This window comes from Citricoccus nitrophenolicus, from assembly GCF_047305825.1.
In the GTDB taxonomy this organism is placed as follows: domain Bacteria; phylum Actinomycetota; class Actinomycetes; order Actinomycetales; family Micrococcaceae; genus Citricoccus; species Citricoccus nitrophenolicus.
In genome coordinates, this window is record NZ_CP063070.1 from 3,019,429 (window position 1) to 3,035,489 (window position 16,061).

A 16,061-nucleotide genomic window follows, 5' to 3' on the forward strand; every position below is an offset into this window, starting at 1 on the left:
CATGAACCGCCAGCACCGCAGACTTCGAGCCTCCACACTCCCCGTTGCCGCCGGACTCGGCCTCCTCACGCTCACCCTGGCCTCATGTGGCGATTCCGGCGACGCCGGCCCGGACGCCTCCTCCAGCGCCCCGGCCAGCAGCGAATCGGCTGCTCCGTCCCCGTCCGACGAGTCCCCGTCCAGCGCATCGCCCAGCGCGTCCGCGCCGGCCTCCGCAACCGGGTCGGCGGGGACAGCAGATGACGCCGGGGATGCCGGGGACGTGGAGGCGGCTCTGAAGTCGGTGCTCGGCGACGAGGCCCAGATCGTCTCCGGCAGTCAGCTCGAGGAGTTGCAGAAGTCCACTCAGGGGCTGGCCGAGGGCGTCACCATCACCCCGGCGGAGTGCGGGCCGGAAGGGCAGGCAGCCGCCACCGGCGAACTGCCCGAGGGCACGGAGCTGACCGGCGGCGTGGTGGTGGAGACCACCGAGACCGGCGGGGCCACCTCGGACATGCTCAGCGTCACCGCGTACCCGGATGCGGCGGCTGCCGCGGCGGCAGTGGCCGCCGCGGAGGAGACCGCAGAGGCCTGCCCGAGCTTCACCCTGGAGATGGCCGAGGGCATGAGCGCCGAGGCCAGCATGGAGGTCGAAGAAGTGGAGGCGGCCGGTGACGCCACCCTGGCCGTCACCACCGGCACCACCGTGTCCCTGGAGGGAGCCTCCCTGCCGGCGGGCTCCGGAGACACCACCACGACCACCGTCTACGTCCAGGACGGCGAGCGGTTGATCAGTTTCGCCGGCACCGCGGCGGGTGACGAGCCGAAGTCCGCGGCCGAGGGCGTGGAGCTCATCGACGACCTGCGCGCTGAGCTCGACGGCTAGGTCCCTCGGTCACCCGACCACCTCACGAACCACACCAACACCCCCTTCGAACGGAGCCCCGACGTGCCCCTGCGCCTGTCCACCCTCTTCCTGCGCACCCTGCGTGACGATCCGGCCGACGCCGAGGTGGCCAGCCACAAGCTGCTCGTCCGTGCCGGCTACATCCGGCGTTCCGGTCCCGGGGCCTACACGTGGCTGCCGCTGGGGCTTCGCGTGAAGAACCGGGTCGAGCAGATCGTGCGGGAGGAGATGGACGCGATCGGCGGTCAGGAGGTCCAGTTCCCGGCGCTGCTGCCCAAGGAGCCCTACGAGGCCACCGGCCGTTGGGAGGAGTACGGTGACGCCCTGTTCCGTGTCCAGGACCGCAAGGGGGCAGACTTCCTGCTGGCCCCCACGCACGAGGAGATGTTCACCCTCCTGGTCAAGGACCACTACTCGTCCTACAAGGACCTGCCGGCATACCTTTACCAGATCCAGACGAAGTTCCGGGATGAGGCCCGGCCCCGCGCCGGCCTGCTGCGGGTGCGCGAGTTCATCATGAAGGACTCCTACTCCTTCACCGTGGACGACGCCGGCCTGGACCAGGCCTACGCGGACCACCGGGGCGCCTACCTGAGGATCTTCGCCCGGCTGGGACTGGAGGTCGTCCCCGTGCGGGCGCAGGCTGGGGCCATGGGCGGCTCGCGGTCCGAGGAATTCCTGCACCCCTCTCCGATCGGCGAGGACACCTTCGTGGAGTCCGACGCCGGCTTCCGCGCCAACGTCGAGGCCGTCACCACGGTCGCCCCCGAGCCCTTGGACGAGGCGGCGATCGCCGCGCTGCCCGCAGCCGAGGTCAAGGACACCCCGGACTCCACCACGATCGCCGCCCTCGTGGACGTCTCCAACCAGATGGTGCCGCGTCAGGACCGCGACTGGTCTGCCGCGGACACCCTCAAATGCGTGGTGCTCACCGCAGTGCTGGACGGCGCGGAGCGGCGCCAGTTCATCGTGGCAGTCCCCGGCGATCGGGACGTGGACCTCAAGCGGCTCGAGGCCGGAATCGGTGCCGTGCTCGAGGTGGCCGGGGAGCCCGGCGTGGAGCAGGCCACCGATCAGGACCTCGCCGGGCATCCGTCCCTGGTCAAGGGCTACATCGGCCCCAACAACGAATCCGGACTGCCGTTCCTCGTGGACCCGCGCATCGCCACCGGCACCGCCTGGATCACCGGCGCCAACGCCCCACAGCAGCATGTCTTCGGCCTGGTGGCCGGCCGCGACTTCTCCTGGGACGGGGTCGTCGAGGCCACCGTGGTCCAGGAGGGGGATCCGGCACCGGACGGTTCCGGACCGCTGCACACCCGCCGCGGGATCGAGATGGGCCACATCTTCCAGCTCGGGCGCAAGTACGCCGAGGCGCTGGACCTGAAGGTCCTGGACGAGAACGGCAAGCAGGTGGTGGTGACCATGGGCTCCTACGGCATCGGTGTCACGCGTGCCGTCGCCGCCCTGGCCGAATCGCACCATGACGAGAAGGGGCTGGCCTGGCCCCGCGCCGTGGCCCCGGCAGATGTCCACGTGGTGGCCACGGGCAAGGGCGAGGAGATCTTCGCCGCCGCCGAGCAGCTCGTGGCCGAGGTCGAGGCCCTGGGCCTGACGGTGCTGTTCGACGACCGCAAGAAGGTCTCCGCCGGCGTGAAGTTCTCGGACGTCGAACTCATCGGCATTCCCACCTCCGTGGTGGTCGGCCGCGGCCTGGCCGAGGGCGTCGTCGAGGTCAAGGACCGCGAGACGGGTCAGGCCACGAACGTCGAGGTGACCGCCGCGGCCGAGACCGTCGCGCGCATCGTCCGCGCGGGCTGACGGGCGGCCGGGTGACGCCGTGCTGACCGGCCTCGAGGACATCACCCTCGCCACGCTGGCGCTGGTGGTCCTGGCCGGGTTCGCCGCCGGATGGATCGACGCCGTGGTGGGCGGGGGAGGGCTGCTGCAGCTGCCCGTGCTGCTGATGGTGCCCGGGATCACCCCCGTCCAGGCGCTGGCCACCAACAAGCTGGGGTCAGTCTTCGGGACCACCACGAGCGCCATCACCTACTACCGGCGCGTGCACCCGGACCTGCGGACCGCACTGCCGGTGGCGGTGGTCGCCCTGGTGGGAAGCTTCGGTGGGGCGATCGTGGCGACCCTGCTGCCGGCCGAGGTCATCAAGCCGGTCATCGTCCTGGCCCTGATCGGCGTGGCCGTCTTCACGGCCGTCAGGCCGCAGCTCGGCCGGGAGTCCGGGCTGCGCTACTGCGGACGGCGGCACCTCGCGGTGGCCCTGGTCATCGGCCTGGTGATCGGCTTCTACGACGGCGTCCTCGGACCGGGCACCGGAACCTTCCTGGTGATCTCCCTCGTGGCGATCCTGGGCTACAACTTCCTGCAGGGCTCGGCCAAGGCCAAGATCGTGAACCTCTTCACGAACCTCGGGGCCATCCTGTTCTTCCTGCCCTCCGGGCACATCCTGCTGGGACTGGGCCTGATCCTCGGCGTGGCGAACATGATCGGCGGCTACCTGGGCGCTCGGATGGCCATCCGGCGCGGCTCCGGCTTCATCCGGATCGTGTTCCTCGTGGTGGTGTTCGTGCTGATCGTCAAGCTCGGCTTCGACCTCGTGGTGGAATGGACCCCATGAACACCTCTCCTGACTCCGCCGGACTGGACGCGCTGGTCTCCGCCGCCGTCGGCCCGCTCGGACTGCACCTGGAATCGACCACCGTGGGCGGCGAGCCCGAGCAGCGGGTCCTGACCGTCGTCGTCGACCGCTCCGAGGGCACCGAGGGTCTGGACCTGGACGAACTGGCCGAGGCGACCCGTGCCGTCTCCGTGGCTCTGGACGCGGCGGGGGAAGACCTGCCCGGCCTCGGCACCGCCCCATACCAGCTCGAGGTCTCGACCCCTGGGGTCTCCCGCCCGCTGACGGAACCGCGCCACTGGCGGCGGAACGTGGGGCGCCTGGTGACGGTTCAGATCCTGGCGGCCACCGAGACCGGCGGCGGAGAGCCGGCGGCGGCTGAACCCAGCCCCGCACTGACCGCGCGAATCCAGTCCGCGGACGAGGCCGGCGTCGTGCTGGTGCCGGTGAGGCCTGGGGCCAAGAAGGGGATGCCGGCGAAGGTGGGGGATCCGGAACGGCATCCCTACGCTCGACTGGGTCCGGCCACCGTGCAGGTAGAGTTGACCCGCGGCGGCGCCGGTGCCGCCACTGGAGAACTGAAGACGGAGGTCTGAGTGGACATCGATATGAGCGCCCTGCGGATGCTTGAGACGGAGCGCGAGATCCCCCTGGACCGGCTCGTTCCCACCATCGAACAGGCCCTGGTGATCGCCTATCACAAGTCTCCCGGAGCCCTGTCGAGGGCCCGCGCGGAGATTGACCGCAAGTCCGGTCATGTGACCATCTGGGCCACCGAGACGGACGAGGCCGGCCAGGAGATCGGCGAGTTCGACGACACTCCGCAGGGGTTCGGCCGCATCGCCGCGTCCACCGCCCGGCAGATCATCCTCCAGCGTCTGCGGGACGAGGAGGACGACAACGTCCTGGGCCATTTCAAGGGCCGCGAGGGCGAGATCCTCTCCGGACTCATCCAGCAGGGCAGCAATCCCCACATGATCCAGGTCAACCTGGGGACGGTGGAGGCCGTCCTGCCACCGCCGGAGCAGGTTCCGGGCGAGGACTACTCCCACGGGCAGCGGGTGCGCGCCTATGTGGTGGACGTGCATCGCGGGCTCAAGGGCCCCTCCGTCACGCTCTCGCGCTCCCACCCCGGGCTCGTCCGCAAGCTCTTCGAAATGGAGGTCCCCGAGATCGCCGATGGTTCCGTGGAGATCCTGGCCCTGGCGCGTGAGGCCGGTCACCGCACCAAGATGGCGGTCAAGGCCACCCAGCCCGGCATCAACGCCAAGGGCGCCTGCATCGGGGAGATGGGATCGCGCGTCCGTGCGGTCATGAGTGAACTGAACGACGAGAAGATCGACATCGTGGACTTCAGTGAGGACCCGGCGAAGTTCATCTCCTCCTCGCTCTCCCCGGCGCGGGTCACATCGGTCGAGATCGTGGACCAGGCCGCCCGATCCGCCCGCGTGGTGGTGCCGCGGGACGTGCTCTCGCTGGCGATCGGCAAGGAAGGGCAGAACGCCCGCCTGGCCGCCAAACTGACGGGCTGGCGCATCGACATCGCCGCCGGCGACGCCGGATGAGGTGGACTGAGGTAGACTGGGTGAGGTCCAATTCCCCTTCCTGACGTAAGCAGGCACGTTCATGCAGGCACACACCCCGGTGCGCACCTGCATCGGATGCCGGGGGAAGGACGACCACACCAAGCTGGTGCGACTGGCGCTGGACGGAGTCACGGGTCCCCGATCCGTGATTCCCGACTGGCGCCGCCGCATGCCGGGCCGAGGGGCCTGGCTCCATCCGGACGTTGCTTGCCTGCAGGCCGCCCTGAAGCGGGGCGCGTTCAACCGGGCCTTCCGAGGCCGGGTGGAGGCGACCTCCCTGGCCGGACTGCTGGCTGCGCGACCGGAGGCACCGGCGCTGAGGAACAACAACGAAAGCGGGTCAGAGATCTGATGGAAACCCGATGAGCACCACACGATGAGTGCCCAACGATGAACACCACCCGTCATTACGGTCCGCTTGACACGGCCCGAGGGAGCTGCTGAGGCTTCCCTTGAAGGCCACGACGCGGACCAGAACAGGAGAACCGTGGCCAAGGTCCGCGTCCACGAGCTCGCCAAAGAGCTCGGCATTTCATCCAAGGAGGCCCTGAACAAGCTTCAGGACATGGGCGAATTCGTTCGCTCCGCCTCATCCACCATCGAGCCCCCGGTGGTCAAGAAGCTGCGCTCCGCCTACGCGGGCGCCGCCCCGAAGGCAGCTGCCAAGCCGGCTGCGGAGTCCACTGGGAAGGCCGCCTCCACGCCGGCCGCTGAGAAGCCTGCGGTGGCGAAGCCGGGCACCCAGCCCGCAGCGCCTTCGGCACCGGCCACTCCCTCGAAGCCCGCGGCTCCGAAGGCCCCCACACCCGGTGCCGCAACCCCGGGGCCCACCCCGGCAGCGCCCGCCACCCCGGAGGCGCCTGCCGCCCCGGCAGCGCCCGCCACCCCCGCTGCCCCGGCCAAGCCCGCTGCGGCGGCGCCGGAGACCCCCACGCCGGCAACACCGTCCCGTCCGGACGCGCCCAAGCCGGGCGCCGGCAAACCGGCTGCCCCGCGGCCCGGCAACAACCCCTTCACCTCCAAGCAGTCCGCCCCCCGTGCCGATGAGCGCGGTGGCGAACGCTCGGGTGGTCCGCGCCCCGGCGGCCCCCGTCCCGGTGGACCACGTCCCGGCAACAACCCCTTCGCGCCCAAGCAGGGCATGCGTTCGGGCCGTCCGGACGCCGGTGAGCGTGCCGGTGGCCCCCGCCCCGGTGCCCCGCGTCCGGCGGGTGCCGGCGCAGCTGCGGGTGCCCCTCGTCCGGCAGGCGCACGCCCCAGCCCGAACATGATGCCGGGCCACATCAACAAGCCGCAGCCGGCCTCCGCCCGTCCGGGCGGCGGCGGACGGGGCCGGCCCGGTGGCGGTGGCCCCAGTGGCGGCGGTCCGGCCGGCGGCGGCCCTCGTGGGGCCCGCGGCGGCCGCGGTGGCACCCAGGGTGCCTTCGGTCGCGGTGGTGGCCCGCGGGGCAAGCAGCGCAAGTCGAAGCGCGCCAAGCGCCAGGAGATGGAGCAGCAGCGCACTCGCGAGATCGGCGGCGTCCGCGTTCCGCGCGGTGACGGCGAGACCATCGTCCGCCTGCGCAGGGGTTCGTCCCTGTCCGATTTCGGCGAGAAGATCAACGCGGACGCCGCCTCACTGGTGACCGTGTTGTTCCAGCTCGGTGAGATGGCCAACGCCAACCAGTCCCTGGACGAGGACACCTTCGCGGTGCTCGGCGAGGAACTGGGCTACCGGATCGAGATCGTCTCCCCGGAGGACGAGGACAAGGAGCTCCTGGAGGGCTTCGACATCGACCTCGACGCCGAGGTGGAGGCCGAGACCGCCGAGGACCTCGAGAAGCGCCCTGCAGTCGTCACCGTCATGGGTCACGTGGACCACGGCAAGACCCGGCTGTTGGACGCCATCCGCTCCACGAAGGTCATCGAGGGCGAGGCCGGTGGCATCACCCAGCACATCGGTGCCTACCAGGTGGACTTCCAGCACGGTGAGGACGAGCGAAGCCTGACCTTCATCGACACCCCGGGCCATGAGGCGTTCACCGCCATGCGTGCCCGTGGTGCCAAGGTGACGGACATCGCCGTGCTCGTGGTCGCCGCCGATGACGGCGTCATGCCCCAGACGGTGGAGGCCCTGAACCACGCCCAGGCGGCGGGTGTGCCGATCGTGGTCGCGGTCAACAAGATCGACAAGCCCGAGGCCTCCCCGGACAAGATCCGCGGCCAGCTCGCCGAGTACGGCGTGGTGCCCGAGGAGTACGGCGGCGACACGATGTTCGTGGACGTCTCCGCCAGGAACAACCTGAACATCGATGAGTTGCTCTCGGCCGTCCTGCTCACGTCGGACGCCGCGCTGGAGCTCACCGCCAACCCGAACAAGGGCGCCCGCGGTGTGGCCATCGAGGCGAACCTGGACAAGGGCCGCGGCGCCGTGGTGACGGTGCTGGTGCAGTCCGGCACGCTGCGGGTCGGGGACACCATGGTGGTGGGCAACGCCCACGGCCGTGTCCGCGCGATGTTCGACGACGACGGCACCACCGTGACCGAGGCGCCGCCGTCGCGTCCGGTCCAGGTGCTGGGTCTGTCCTCCGTGCCCCGCGCCGGTGACACCTTCCTCGTCACCGAGGATGACCGCACCGCTCGCCAGATCGCCGAGAAGCGTGAGGCGGCGGACCGCAACGCCATGCTGGCCAAGCGCCGCAAGCGGATCTCCCTGGAGAACTTCGACCAGGCCGTGGCCGAGGGCAAGATCGACACCCTCAACCTCATCATCAAGGGCGACGCCTCCGGCGCCGTGGAGGCCCTCGAGGACTCCCTGCTCGAGGTCGAGGTCGGCGACGAGGTCCAGCTGCGCGTCATCCACCGCGGCGTGGGTGCCATCACGCAGAACGACGTCAACCTGGCCACCGTGGACAACGCCATCATCATCGGCTTCAACGTCCGTCCGGCCGAGCGCGTCAACGATCTTGCCGACAAGGAGGGCGTGGACATGCGCTTCTACTCGGTGATCTATGACGCGATCGATGACATCGAGAGCGCACTGAAGGGCATGCTCAAGCCGGAGTACGAAGAGGTCCAGTTGGGCACCGCGGAGGTCCGCGAGGTCTTCCGGTCCTCCAAGTGGGGCAGCATCGCCGGCTCGTTGGTCCGTTCCGGGCTCATCCGCCGCAACTCGTCCGCCCGCCTCGTGCGGGACGGCAATGTGGTGGCGGACAAGCTCAAGATCGAGTCCCTGCGTCGGTTCAAGGACGATGCCACCGAGGTCCGCGACGGCTACGAGTGCGGTATCGGTCTGGGCAGCTTCAATGACATCAAGGAAGGCGACATCATCGAGACCTTCGAGATGCAGGAGAAGCCGCGCGTCTGAACCGGCGTGGTCCGAAAGCAGAAGCGATGAAGATGCGACGAAGAGGAGAGGACTGAGCCCATGGTGGATCAGGCACGCGCGGCCCGGTTGGCCCAGAGGATCAAGGTGCTGGTCGCCGAGGCCCTGCGCAAGCGGGTCAAGGACGAGCGGGCCGAAGCCATCACCGTGACGGAGGTGCGGGTCACCAATGACCTGCAGCACGCCACCGTGTACTACACGGTGCTCGGTGACGCCGCCGCGGCGGAGGGGGCCCGGGAGGTCCTGACGGCGAACCACGGTGCCCTCCGGCACGAGGTGGGCCGTCAGCTGACCATTCGGCTCGTCCCCACCCTGGAGTTCGTGGCGGACGAGGTCCCCGAGACCGCGGCGCACCTTGAAGAGGTGCTCGCGGCGGCCCGGGAGCGGGACGCCGAGCTGGCCAGGTTGCGTGAGAACGCCACCTTCGCCGGGGACGCGGATCCGTACAGGAAGCCCGGGGAGGACGCAGCGGACGGCGACGCCGATCCGGCAGGGGACGAGGACCAGGCCCGTTGAGCGGGACCTCCCGACGCTCCTCGAGCCGGGAGTTGCCCGAGGGCGCTCCCGGCACCCAGTCCTCGGGACTGGTGCTTGTCGACAAGCCGACTGGCCTGACCTCCCATGACGTGGTGGGAAGGGTCCGCCGGCTTGCCGGCACCCGGAAGGTCGGCCACGCCGGCACCCTGGACCCCATGGCCACGGGGCTACTGGTGATCGGGTACAACAAGGCGACCCGGCTGCTCACGGCCATCACGGGTTCGGACAAGACCTACCGGGCGACGGTCCGGCTCGGGATCTCCACGGTGACGGATGACGCCGAGGGCGAGGTCCTGGCGACCCGGCTGGCCAATGCGGTCACCCCGGAACGTGTCACCGCGGCGATCGCGGGTCTCACGGGAGACATCCATCAGGTTCCCTCGGCCGTCTCGGCGATCAAGGTGGACGGCCAGCGGGCCTATCAACGGGTCCGCGCCGGCGAGGACGTCCGGCTCGAGGCCCGCCCGGTCACCGTCCGCCGTTTCGAGGTCATCGGATTTCGCCGTGCCGCGGACGGCACCACAGTGGACCTGGACGTGGAGGTCGACTGCACCTCGGGAACCTATATCCGGGCACTGGCCCGGGACCTGGGTGAGGCCCTTGAGACCGGCGGCCATCTGACCGCCCTGCGGCGCACCTCCGTGGGGCCCTTCTCCGTGACGGATGCGGTGACCCTCGAGGACCTGGCGGTCCGATTCACGGCGACCGAGCTCTCGGCGGCCGCCGCAGGGCTGTTCCCCGTGCGGCGTCTGAGCGCTCTCGAGGCCTCCGAGTTGTCCTTCGGGCGGCGGATCCCCGCCACCGGCACCGAGGGCACGGTGGCCGCTCAGGGCCCGGACGGGGCAGTGGTGGCCCTCATCTCCGATCAGGCGCGCCGGGGTTCGGCGGAGGTTTCGGAGGAGGTCTCGGCCAAGCCGGAGATCGTCTTCGCCCCGGCCGGTACCCCCGATGCGCCCGGTACCTCGGGGAGCGGGGCATGATCACGGACGCCTGGTTCTGGGTGGGCACGGCCATCTGCGCGGTCTCTCTGGTGGTCTGCGTGGTCATGACGGTGCTGCGGAGGTTCCCTGATGACGTCTCGATTCTCTCGATCGCCGCGGTGGAACTGTTCCTGCTGGTCTACGGCGCGGGTGCCCTGGTACGTGGAGGCACCGAGCCGATGCAGGGGGAGTTGTGGGAGTTCTGGGGATACGTGATCACGGCGCTGATCGTTCCGGTGGTCGCCTTCCTCTGGGCGGTGACGGACCGGACCCGCTGGTCCAACCTCGTCATGGCGGCAGTGGGGCCCACCATTTTCGTGATGTTGCACAGGATGCAGGTGATCTGGTTTGGCTGACGTCACCGGTCCGGAGACTTCTCGGCCGTTGAGGCGCAACCAGGGGCTCGGCCGCATCCTGGTCATGGTCTATGCCGTCTTCGCGCTGTCTTCCTTCGCGCGGTCGATGTACCAGATCCTCGTGCACTTCGACGATGCCCCCCTGGCGTACCTGCTCTCCGGGTTCGCCGCCGCGGTCTACATCGTGGCCACGCTGTCCCTGGCCCGCTCGGGGCGGACGGCGTGGTTCGTCTCCCTTGTGGCCGTCGGGATCGAGCTGCTCGGAGTGGTCGGCATCGGCCTGTGGACGGTGCTGGACCCGCAGCTGTTCGCCGAAGACACGGTCTGGAGCCGTTTCGGGTCCGGCTACGGCTACATCCCGCTCGTGCTGCCGATCATCGGAATGGCCTGGCTGCTGGCACACCGGCCCCGATCCGCCACCGCCGAGACACCGGTGCAGCCGCACCCGTGATCAGGTGGATAATCGAGAGGTGAGCCGAAGCGGAGGAACAGCCATGCACTATTGGGACGGCCTGACCGCCGTACCCCGGGACCAGGTTCCCTCGGTGGTCACCATCGGCAACTTCGACGGTGTCCACCGTGGCCACCGTCAGGTGCTGGACCAGGTGGTCTCCACGGCGCGGGCCGCCGGAGCGCCCTCCGTGGCGATCACCTTCGATCCGCACCCCCGGGTGGTGCACCGTCCCAACGATCTCCAAGAGGCCATCACCGGCTACGAGGAGAAGGCCCGGCTGATCGCTGACCGCGGCATCGACGCCATGCTCGTGATCCACTACACCCTCGAATTCGCCCAGCAGAGCCCCGAGGAGTTCGTGAAGAACGTGATCGTGGACGCCGTCAACGCGCGGGCCGTGGTGGTGGGCCGGGACGTCCGCTTCGGATTCCGCAACGCCGGGGACTTCGACACCATGGTCCAATTGGGCCACCAGTACGGCTTCGAGGTCATCGACGTGGAGGACTACGGCGATGACCGCCGGTGCTCCTCCACGTGGATCCGTGAGGCCCTGCGGGAGGGTGGCGTCCGCGAGGCGGCCGGCGTGCTGGGCCGCCGGCACCGCGTGCACGGGGAGGTGGTCCACGGCTTCGCACGCGGTCGCGAGCTCGGATTCCCCACCGCCAACCTCTCCGAGGAGGTCCAGGGCATGATCCCGGCAGACGGCGTCTATGCCGGGTGGCTGCACGACGAGTCCGCGCGCCGGTGGCCCGTGGCCATCTCCGTGGGGTCCAACCCGACCTTCGACGGGGTCTCCCGCGTGGTGGAGGCCCACGTCATCGACCGTCCCCACGAGCAGGTGGAGGACTTCGACCTCTACGGTCAGTTCGTGACGGTGGAGTTCGTGGACCGGCTCCGCGGCATGGTGGCCTTCGAGGGCATCCCGAAGCTGATCGAGCAGATGACCCAGGACGTGGACCGCACCCGCGAGGTGTTGGCCGCGGCACCCAGGCCGTGAGCATCCCGCCCCGCCCTTCCGGGGACCCCCGGCTGGACGAGGCCTCGCGCCGCACCCTCGGGGGTGCCTTCCAGGACGGGGGAGAGCACTACGACTCGGTGCGCCCCTCCTACCCGGAGGCCATCGTCGACTTCATGGTGCCCGCAGATGCCCGCACGGCCGTGGACCTCGGTGCCGGGACCGGACTCTTCACGCGCCTGCTGGCCGCACGCGGGGTGGAGGTGGCCGCCGTCGACCCCTCGGCCTCCATGCTGGGACCGTTGCGGCGCGCGGTGCCCTCAGCCACCGTGGTCCAGGCCACCGCGGAGGCCACCGGGCTGCCGACCGGCCGGGCTGACCTGGTGACGTGCGCGCAGGCCTGGCATTGGATCGATCCGGAGGCCGGCTCGGCGGAGGCCGCCCGCCTGCTGCGGCCGGGCGGCGCACTGGCCCTGGTGTGGAACCAACTGGACACCACGGTGCCGTGGGTGCATCGGCTGACCCGGATCATGCATGCCGGGGACGTCCACGCCGCGGACCCGGACCGGCGCCGCACCCGCGCGCCCTTCGGCGCGGAGGAACACCTCCAGGTGCGTTGGACGGATCGTACGACGCCGGCCGGACTGCACGCGCTGATGGCGTCCCGTTCGTACTGGCTCCGGTCCGGTGACGCCATCCGGACGCGGATGACCACGAACCTGGACTGGTACCTCACCGAGCACCTCGGGTTCACCGCGCAGGAGGAGATCGAGCTGCCGTACCTGACCTTCGCGGTCCGGACGCGGTGCGACTGAAGCAGGCCCCTCCTGTTAGACTGGATGGCTGGTGCCCGCTGTAGTCCGCGGTGGCGGGGTCACCATTCATGATCGCGGCACAACTCTCCAAGGAGTTCGCGTGGCACTCGACCCCGCCGTCAAGCAGGACATCATCAAGGAATACGCCACCCACGAGGGCGACACCGGTTCTCCGGAAGTGCAGATCGCTGTGCTGTCCCGTCGCATCTCGGACCTGACGGAACACCTGAAGTCCCACAAGCACGACCACCACACCCGCCGCGGCCTGATGGCCATGGTCGGTCGTCGTCGTCGCATGCTCGGCTACCTGGCCAAGACCGACATCGGGCGCTACCGCGTGCTGATCGAGCGTATCGGCCTGCGCAAGTAGCCTGTCAGACGGAGGCGGTGTCCCGGTGTGGGGGTTTTCCCATTCGGGCCACCGCCTCTAGTCTTATCCGGGGGAGGACACCCGATGTGTCCGTTCCCGTCACCATCAACCTCGCCCCGAGCCCGAACCCATTCGCGGTCCTCGACAGTGGCTTCCGGAATCCTCCAGACCGTAGTGTCCGGGAGTCCGGGGGCTTCGATCGAAGACCGGGTGGAGACGCGCCGGGGCTTGACGAAAGGACACCCACCCATGGAGGGTCCCGAGATCAAGTTCGCCGAAGCAGTCATCGACAACGGCACGTACGGACAGCGCGTCGTGCGCTTCGAGACGGGCCGCCTGGCCCAGCAGGCCGCCGGCGCGGCCATGGTCTACATCGATGACGAGACGTCGATGCTGGCCGCCACCACCGTGGGCAGGTCCCCGCGTGAGGGCTTCGACTTCTTCCCGCTGACCGTGGACGTCGAGGAGCGCATGTATGCCGCCGGACGCATCCCCGGCTCCTTCTTCCGCCGTGAGGGCCGCCCGTCCACGGACGCCGTCCTCACCTGCCGGCTGATCGACCGTCCACTGCGCCCTGCCTTCACCAAGGGCATCCGCAACGAGGTCCAGGTGGTCATCACCGTCACCTCGATCGCCCCGGACGAGGTCTATGACACGGTGGCCATCAATGCCGCCTCCATGTCCACCCAGCTCTCCGGTCTGCCCTTCTCCGGGCCGATCGGCGGCGTGCGCGTCGCCCTGGTGGATGACGGCGCCGGCAACCGCCAGTGGGTGGCCTTCCCGAAGCACTCCCAGCTCAAGAACGCCGTGTTCAACATGGCCGTGGCCGGCCGCGTGGCCGGTGACGACATCGCCGTGATGATGGTGGAGGCCGAGGCCACCCCGGATTCCTGGAGCCTCATCAAGGAACAGGGCGCCACCGCCCCCACCGAGGAGATCGTGGCCGAGGGACTCGAGGCCGCCAAGCCGTTCATCAAGGCCCTGTGCGAGGCCCAGGCCGACCTGGCCCAGCGCGCCGCCAAGGCCCCGGTGGACGTGCCGATCTTCAAGGACTACGAGGACGACGCCTACGAGGCCGTGGAACAGTTCGCCGCGGCCCGCCTGCAGGAGATCTACTCGATCGCGGACAAGCAGGAGCGCCAGAACGCCGACGACGCCTACCGCACCGAGGTCCTCGAGGCCCTGACCGGCGAGGGCACCGCGTTCGCCGAGCGCAGTGGTGAGATCTCGAAGGCCTACGGCTCCGCGACCAAGAAGGCCGTTCGCCAGTCGATCCTGACCAACCAGATCCGCATCGACGGCCGCGGCCTGACGGACATCCGCAAGTTGACTGCCGAGGTGGAGGTGCTGCCGCGCGTGCACGGCTCCGCCATCTTCGAGCGCGGCGAGACCCAGATCATGGGCGTCACCACGCTGAACATGCTCAAGATGGAGCAGCAGATCGACTCGCTGGCCCCCGAGACGTCCAAGCGCTACCTGCACCACTACAACTTCCCGCCGTACTCCGTCGGTGAGACCGGCCGCGTGGGCTCCCCGAAGCGCCGCGAGATCGGTCACGGCGCACTCGCCGAGCGCGCCATGGTCCCGGTGCTGCCGACCCGCGAGGAGTTCCCCTACGCGATCCGTCAGGTCTCCGAGGCCCTGGGGTCCAACGGCTCCACGTCCATGGGCTCCGTCTGCGCCTCGACCCTGTCCCTGCTCAACGCCGGTGTGCCGCTGAAGGCTCCCGTGGCCGGCATCGCCATGGGCCTGGTCTCGGACACCGTGGACGGTCAGACCCGCTACGCGGCCCTGACGGACATCCTGGGCGCCGAGGATGCCTTCGGTGACATGGACTTCAAGGTGGCCGGCACCTCCGAGTTCGTCACCGCCATCCAGCTCGACACCAAGCTGGACGGCATCCCCGCGTCCGTGCTGGCCGCCGCGCTGACCCAGGCCCGTGAGGCTCGCCTGCACATCCTGGGTGTGCTGAACGCCGCGATCGACGCGCCGGACGAGATGAGCGAGTTCGCTCCGCGCATCATCGCCGTCAAGATCCCCGTGGACAAGATCGGTGCGGTGATCGGCCCGAAGGGTGCCATGATCAACCAGATCCAGGACGACACGGGCGCGGACATCTCCATCGAGGACGACGGCACCGTGCTGATCGGCGCCACCGAGGGCTCCTCCGCCGAGGCCGCCCGTTCCGCGATCAACGCCATCGCCAACCCGCAGGTCCCCGAGGTCGGTGAGCGCTACCTCGGCACCGTGGTGAAGCTGACCACCTTCGGCGCGTTCGTGTCCCTCACCCCGGGCAAGGACGGGCTGCTGCACATCTCGGAGCTGCGCAAGATCAATGACGGCAAGCGCGTCGAGGACGTCGAGGACGTCGTCGGGGTCGGCCAGAAGATCCAGGTCGAGATCACCAAGATCGACGACCGCGGCAAGCTGTCCCTGGCCCCCGTGGTCGAGGGCGGCGAGTCCGAGTCCGAGTCCGAAGGCGGCGAGTCCGAGGGTTCCGACGCCGACGGCTCCGAGGAGAACTGATCTCCCGGTAGCAGGATCCCCGCGCTGATCCGTCAGCGCACCGGCCGGTGGCCCGCACATGTCGTGCGGGCCACCGGCTGTTTAATGGTGCCGGTGAACTCTGTCCCGCCCCCTCCTGTCCCACGTCCGGTCCGAGGCCGGACGGGCCCGGCGACGGGCCGACGTCGGGAGCGGAGGCGTGGTCTGACCCGGCGCTCAGCGTTGGCCGCGGCAGCCGTGGGGACGGTGGGGGTGGGTCTCGGCGTGCGGTTCCTGGCGGATGGCGGCTGGACGGGCCCCGCCGGAGATGCCCTGTACGCGGTACTGATCTACCTCCTGGTGGCCTGGTGCGCGGCCAGGAGGTCGCCGTGGATGGTGGTCGGCGTGGCTCTGGCGCTCTGCTGGATCATCGAGGTGTTCCAGCTGACCGGCCTGCCCCTGCTGATGGCGGAGGCGTGGTGGCCTGTGCGGCTGGTCTTCGGCACGGGCTTCGCGTGGGCGGACCTGGTGGCCTATGCCGCCGGGTGCGCGGCAGCCGGTGTCACCGATGCGGTGCTGATCCGCAGGGGAGTGGCCGGACGCTGACCGTGGCAGGAGTGCCGCGCTGGTAGTTTCGGG

16 protein-coding genes are annotated in these 16,061 nt (G+C 69.7%); all 16 read left to right on the top strand.

All coding sequences use genetic code 11. The features are described from left to right. Position 1 precedes the first annotated feature (1 nt). The 16 genes from IMT31_RS13730 (at position 2) to IMT31_RS13805 (ending at position 16,028) form a co-directional block, all read left to right on the top strand. Positions 2-865: a hypothetical protein gene (locus IMT31_RS13730; RefSeq protein WP_413543130.1), complete on the top strand. Its 864-nt coding sequence runs from the start codon at positions 2-4 to the stop codon at positions 863-865. Between the two features lie 63 nt (positions 866-928). Next, the gene (locus tag IMT31_RS13735; protein ID WP_413543131.1) at positions 929-2,707 is read left to right on the top strand and encodes a proline--tRNA ligase; all 1,779 of its coding nucleotides are present in this window, start codon (positions 929-931) and stop codon (positions 2,705-2,707) included. A 19-nt stretch (positions 2,708-2,726) separates the two neighbouring features. After that, the gene (locus IMT31_RS13740) at positions 2,727-3,521 is read left to right on the top strand and encodes a TSUP family transporter (RefSeq protein WP_413543132.1); all 795 of its coding nucleotides are present in this window, start codon (positions 2,727-2,729) and stop codon (positions 3,519-3,521) included. Then, positions 3,518-4,117, top strand: coding sequence for a ribosome assembly cofactor RimP (gene rimP, locus IMT31_RS13745; RefSeq protein WP_345358184.1), 600 nt, complete (start codon positions 3,518-3,520; stop codon positions 4,115-4,117). Before IMT31_RS13740 ends, rimP begins: the two co-directional genes overlap by 4 nt. Beyond that, positions 4,118-5,086 carry a transcription termination factor NusA gene (nusA, locus tag IMT31_RS13750; protein ID WP_345358187.1) on the top strand — a complete coding sequence of 323 codons (969 nt, stop codon included), beginning with the start codon at positions 4,118-4,120 and terminating at the stop codon, positions 5,084-5,086. A gap of 61 nt (positions 5,087-5,147) precedes the next feature. Continuing rightward, entirely contained in the window at positions 5,148-5,459 is a 312-nt protein-coding gene (locus IMT31_RS13755; protein WP_345358190.1) for a YlxR family protein, read from the top strand. Positions 5,460-5,594: 135 nt separating this feature from the next. Then, complete coding sequence (gene infB / locus IMT31_RS13760; RefSeq protein ID WP_413543133.1) at positions 5,595-8,453, top strand: translation initiation factor IF-2; 2,859 nt, start codon at positions 5,595-5,597, stop codon at positions 8,451-8,453. Positions 8,454-8,513: 60 nt separating this feature from the next. Further along, a complete protein-coding gene (gene rbfA / locus IMT31_RS13765) occupies positions 8,514-8,987 on the top strand; it encodes a 30S ribosome-binding factor RbfA (RefSeq protein WP_345358196.1) in 474 nt (157 codons plus the stop codon). A 32-nt stretch (positions 8,988-9,019) separates the two neighbouring features. After that, complete coding sequence (truB, locus tag IMT31_RS13770) at positions 9,020-9,988, top strand: tRNA pseudouridine(55) synthase TruB (protein ID WP_413544436.1); 969 nt, start codon at positions 9,020-9,022, stop codon at positions 9,986-9,988. Beyond that, positions 9,985-10,344, top strand: a complete 360-nt coding sequence (locus IMT31_RS13775; protein ID WP_345358199.1) for a hypothetical protein — start codon at positions 9,985-9,987, stop codon at positions 10,342-10,344. Before truB ends, IMT31_RS13775 begins: the two co-directional genes overlap by 4 nt. A gap of 64 nt (positions 10,345-10,408) precedes the next feature. Beyond that, a complete protein-coding gene (locus IMT31_RS13780; RefSeq protein ID WP_345358374.1) occupies positions 10,409-10,795 on the top strand; it encodes a hypothetical protein in 387 nt (128 codons plus the stop codon). Positions 10,796-10,838: 43 nt separating this feature from the next. Continuing rightward, a complete protein-coding gene (locus IMT31_RS13785; RefSeq protein ID WP_345358202.1) occupies positions 10,839-11,795 on the top strand; it encodes a bifunctional riboflavin kinase/FAD synthetase in 957 nt (318 codons plus the stop codon). Beyond that, the gene (locus IMT31_RS13790) at positions 11,792-12,568 is read left to right on the top strand and encodes a class I SAM-dependent methyltransferase (RefSeq protein WP_345358205.1); all 777 of its coding nucleotides are present in this window, start codon (positions 11,792-11,794) and stop codon (positions 12,566-12,568) included. Before IMT31_RS13785 ends, IMT31_RS13790 begins: the two co-directional genes overlap by 4 nt. A gap of 100 nt (positions 12,569-12,668) precedes the next feature. Next, a complete protein-coding gene (gene rpsO / locus IMT31_RS13795) occupies positions 12,669-12,938 on the top strand; it encodes a 30S ribosomal protein S15 (RefSeq protein WP_345358208.1) in 270 nt (89 codons plus the stop codon). 249 nt (positions 12,939-13,187) lie between these two features. Then, complete coding sequence (locus IMT31_RS13800) at positions 13,188-15,464, top strand: polyribonucleotide nucleotidyltransferase (protein WP_345358211.1); 2,277 nt, start codon at positions 13,188-13,190, stop codon at positions 15,462-15,464. Positions 15,465-15,665: 201 nt separating this feature from the next. After that, a complete protein-coding gene (locus IMT31_RS13805) occupies positions 15,666-16,028 on the top strand; it encodes a DUF2809 domain-containing protein (protein ID WP_345358214.1) in 363 nt (120 codons plus the stop codon). Positions 16,029-16,061: the final 33 nt, after the last annotated feature.

Excerpts from the sequence above, each read along its gene's own strand:
- IMT31_RS13730 (WP_413543130.1), top strand. The coding sequence starts at position 2 with ATGAACCGCCAGCACCGCAGACTTCGAGCCTCCACACTCCCCGTTGCC.
- rbfA (WP_345358196.1), top strand. The coding sequence starts at position 8,514 with ATGGTGGATCAGGCACGCGCGGCCCGGTTGGCCCAGAGGATCAAGGTG.
- rimP (WP_345358184.1), top strand. The coding sequence starts at position 3,518 with ATGAACACCTCTCCTGACTCCGCCGGACTGGACGCGCTGGTCTCCGCC.
- IMT31_RS13800 (WP_345358211.1), top strand. The coding sequence starts at position 13,188 with ATGGAGGGTCCCGAGATCAAGTTCGCCGAAGCAGTCATCGACAACGGC.
- IMT31_RS13755 (WP_345358190.1), top strand. The coding sequence starts at position 5,148 with ATGCAGGCACACACCCCGGTGCGCACCTGCATCGGATGCCGGGGGAAG.
- IMT31_RS13775 (WP_345358199.1), top strand. The coding sequence starts at position 9,985 with ATGATCACGGACGCCTGGTTCTGGGTGGGCACGGCCATCTGCGCGGTC.
- IMT31_RS13785 (WP_345358202.1), top strand. The coding sequence starts at position 10,839 with ATGCACTATTGGGACGGCCTGACCGCCGTACCCCGGGACCAGGTTCCC.
- IMT31_RS13780 (WP_345358374.1), top strand. The coding sequence starts at position 10,409 with ATGGTCTATGCCGTCTTCGCGCTGTCTTCCTTCGCGCGGTCGATGTAC.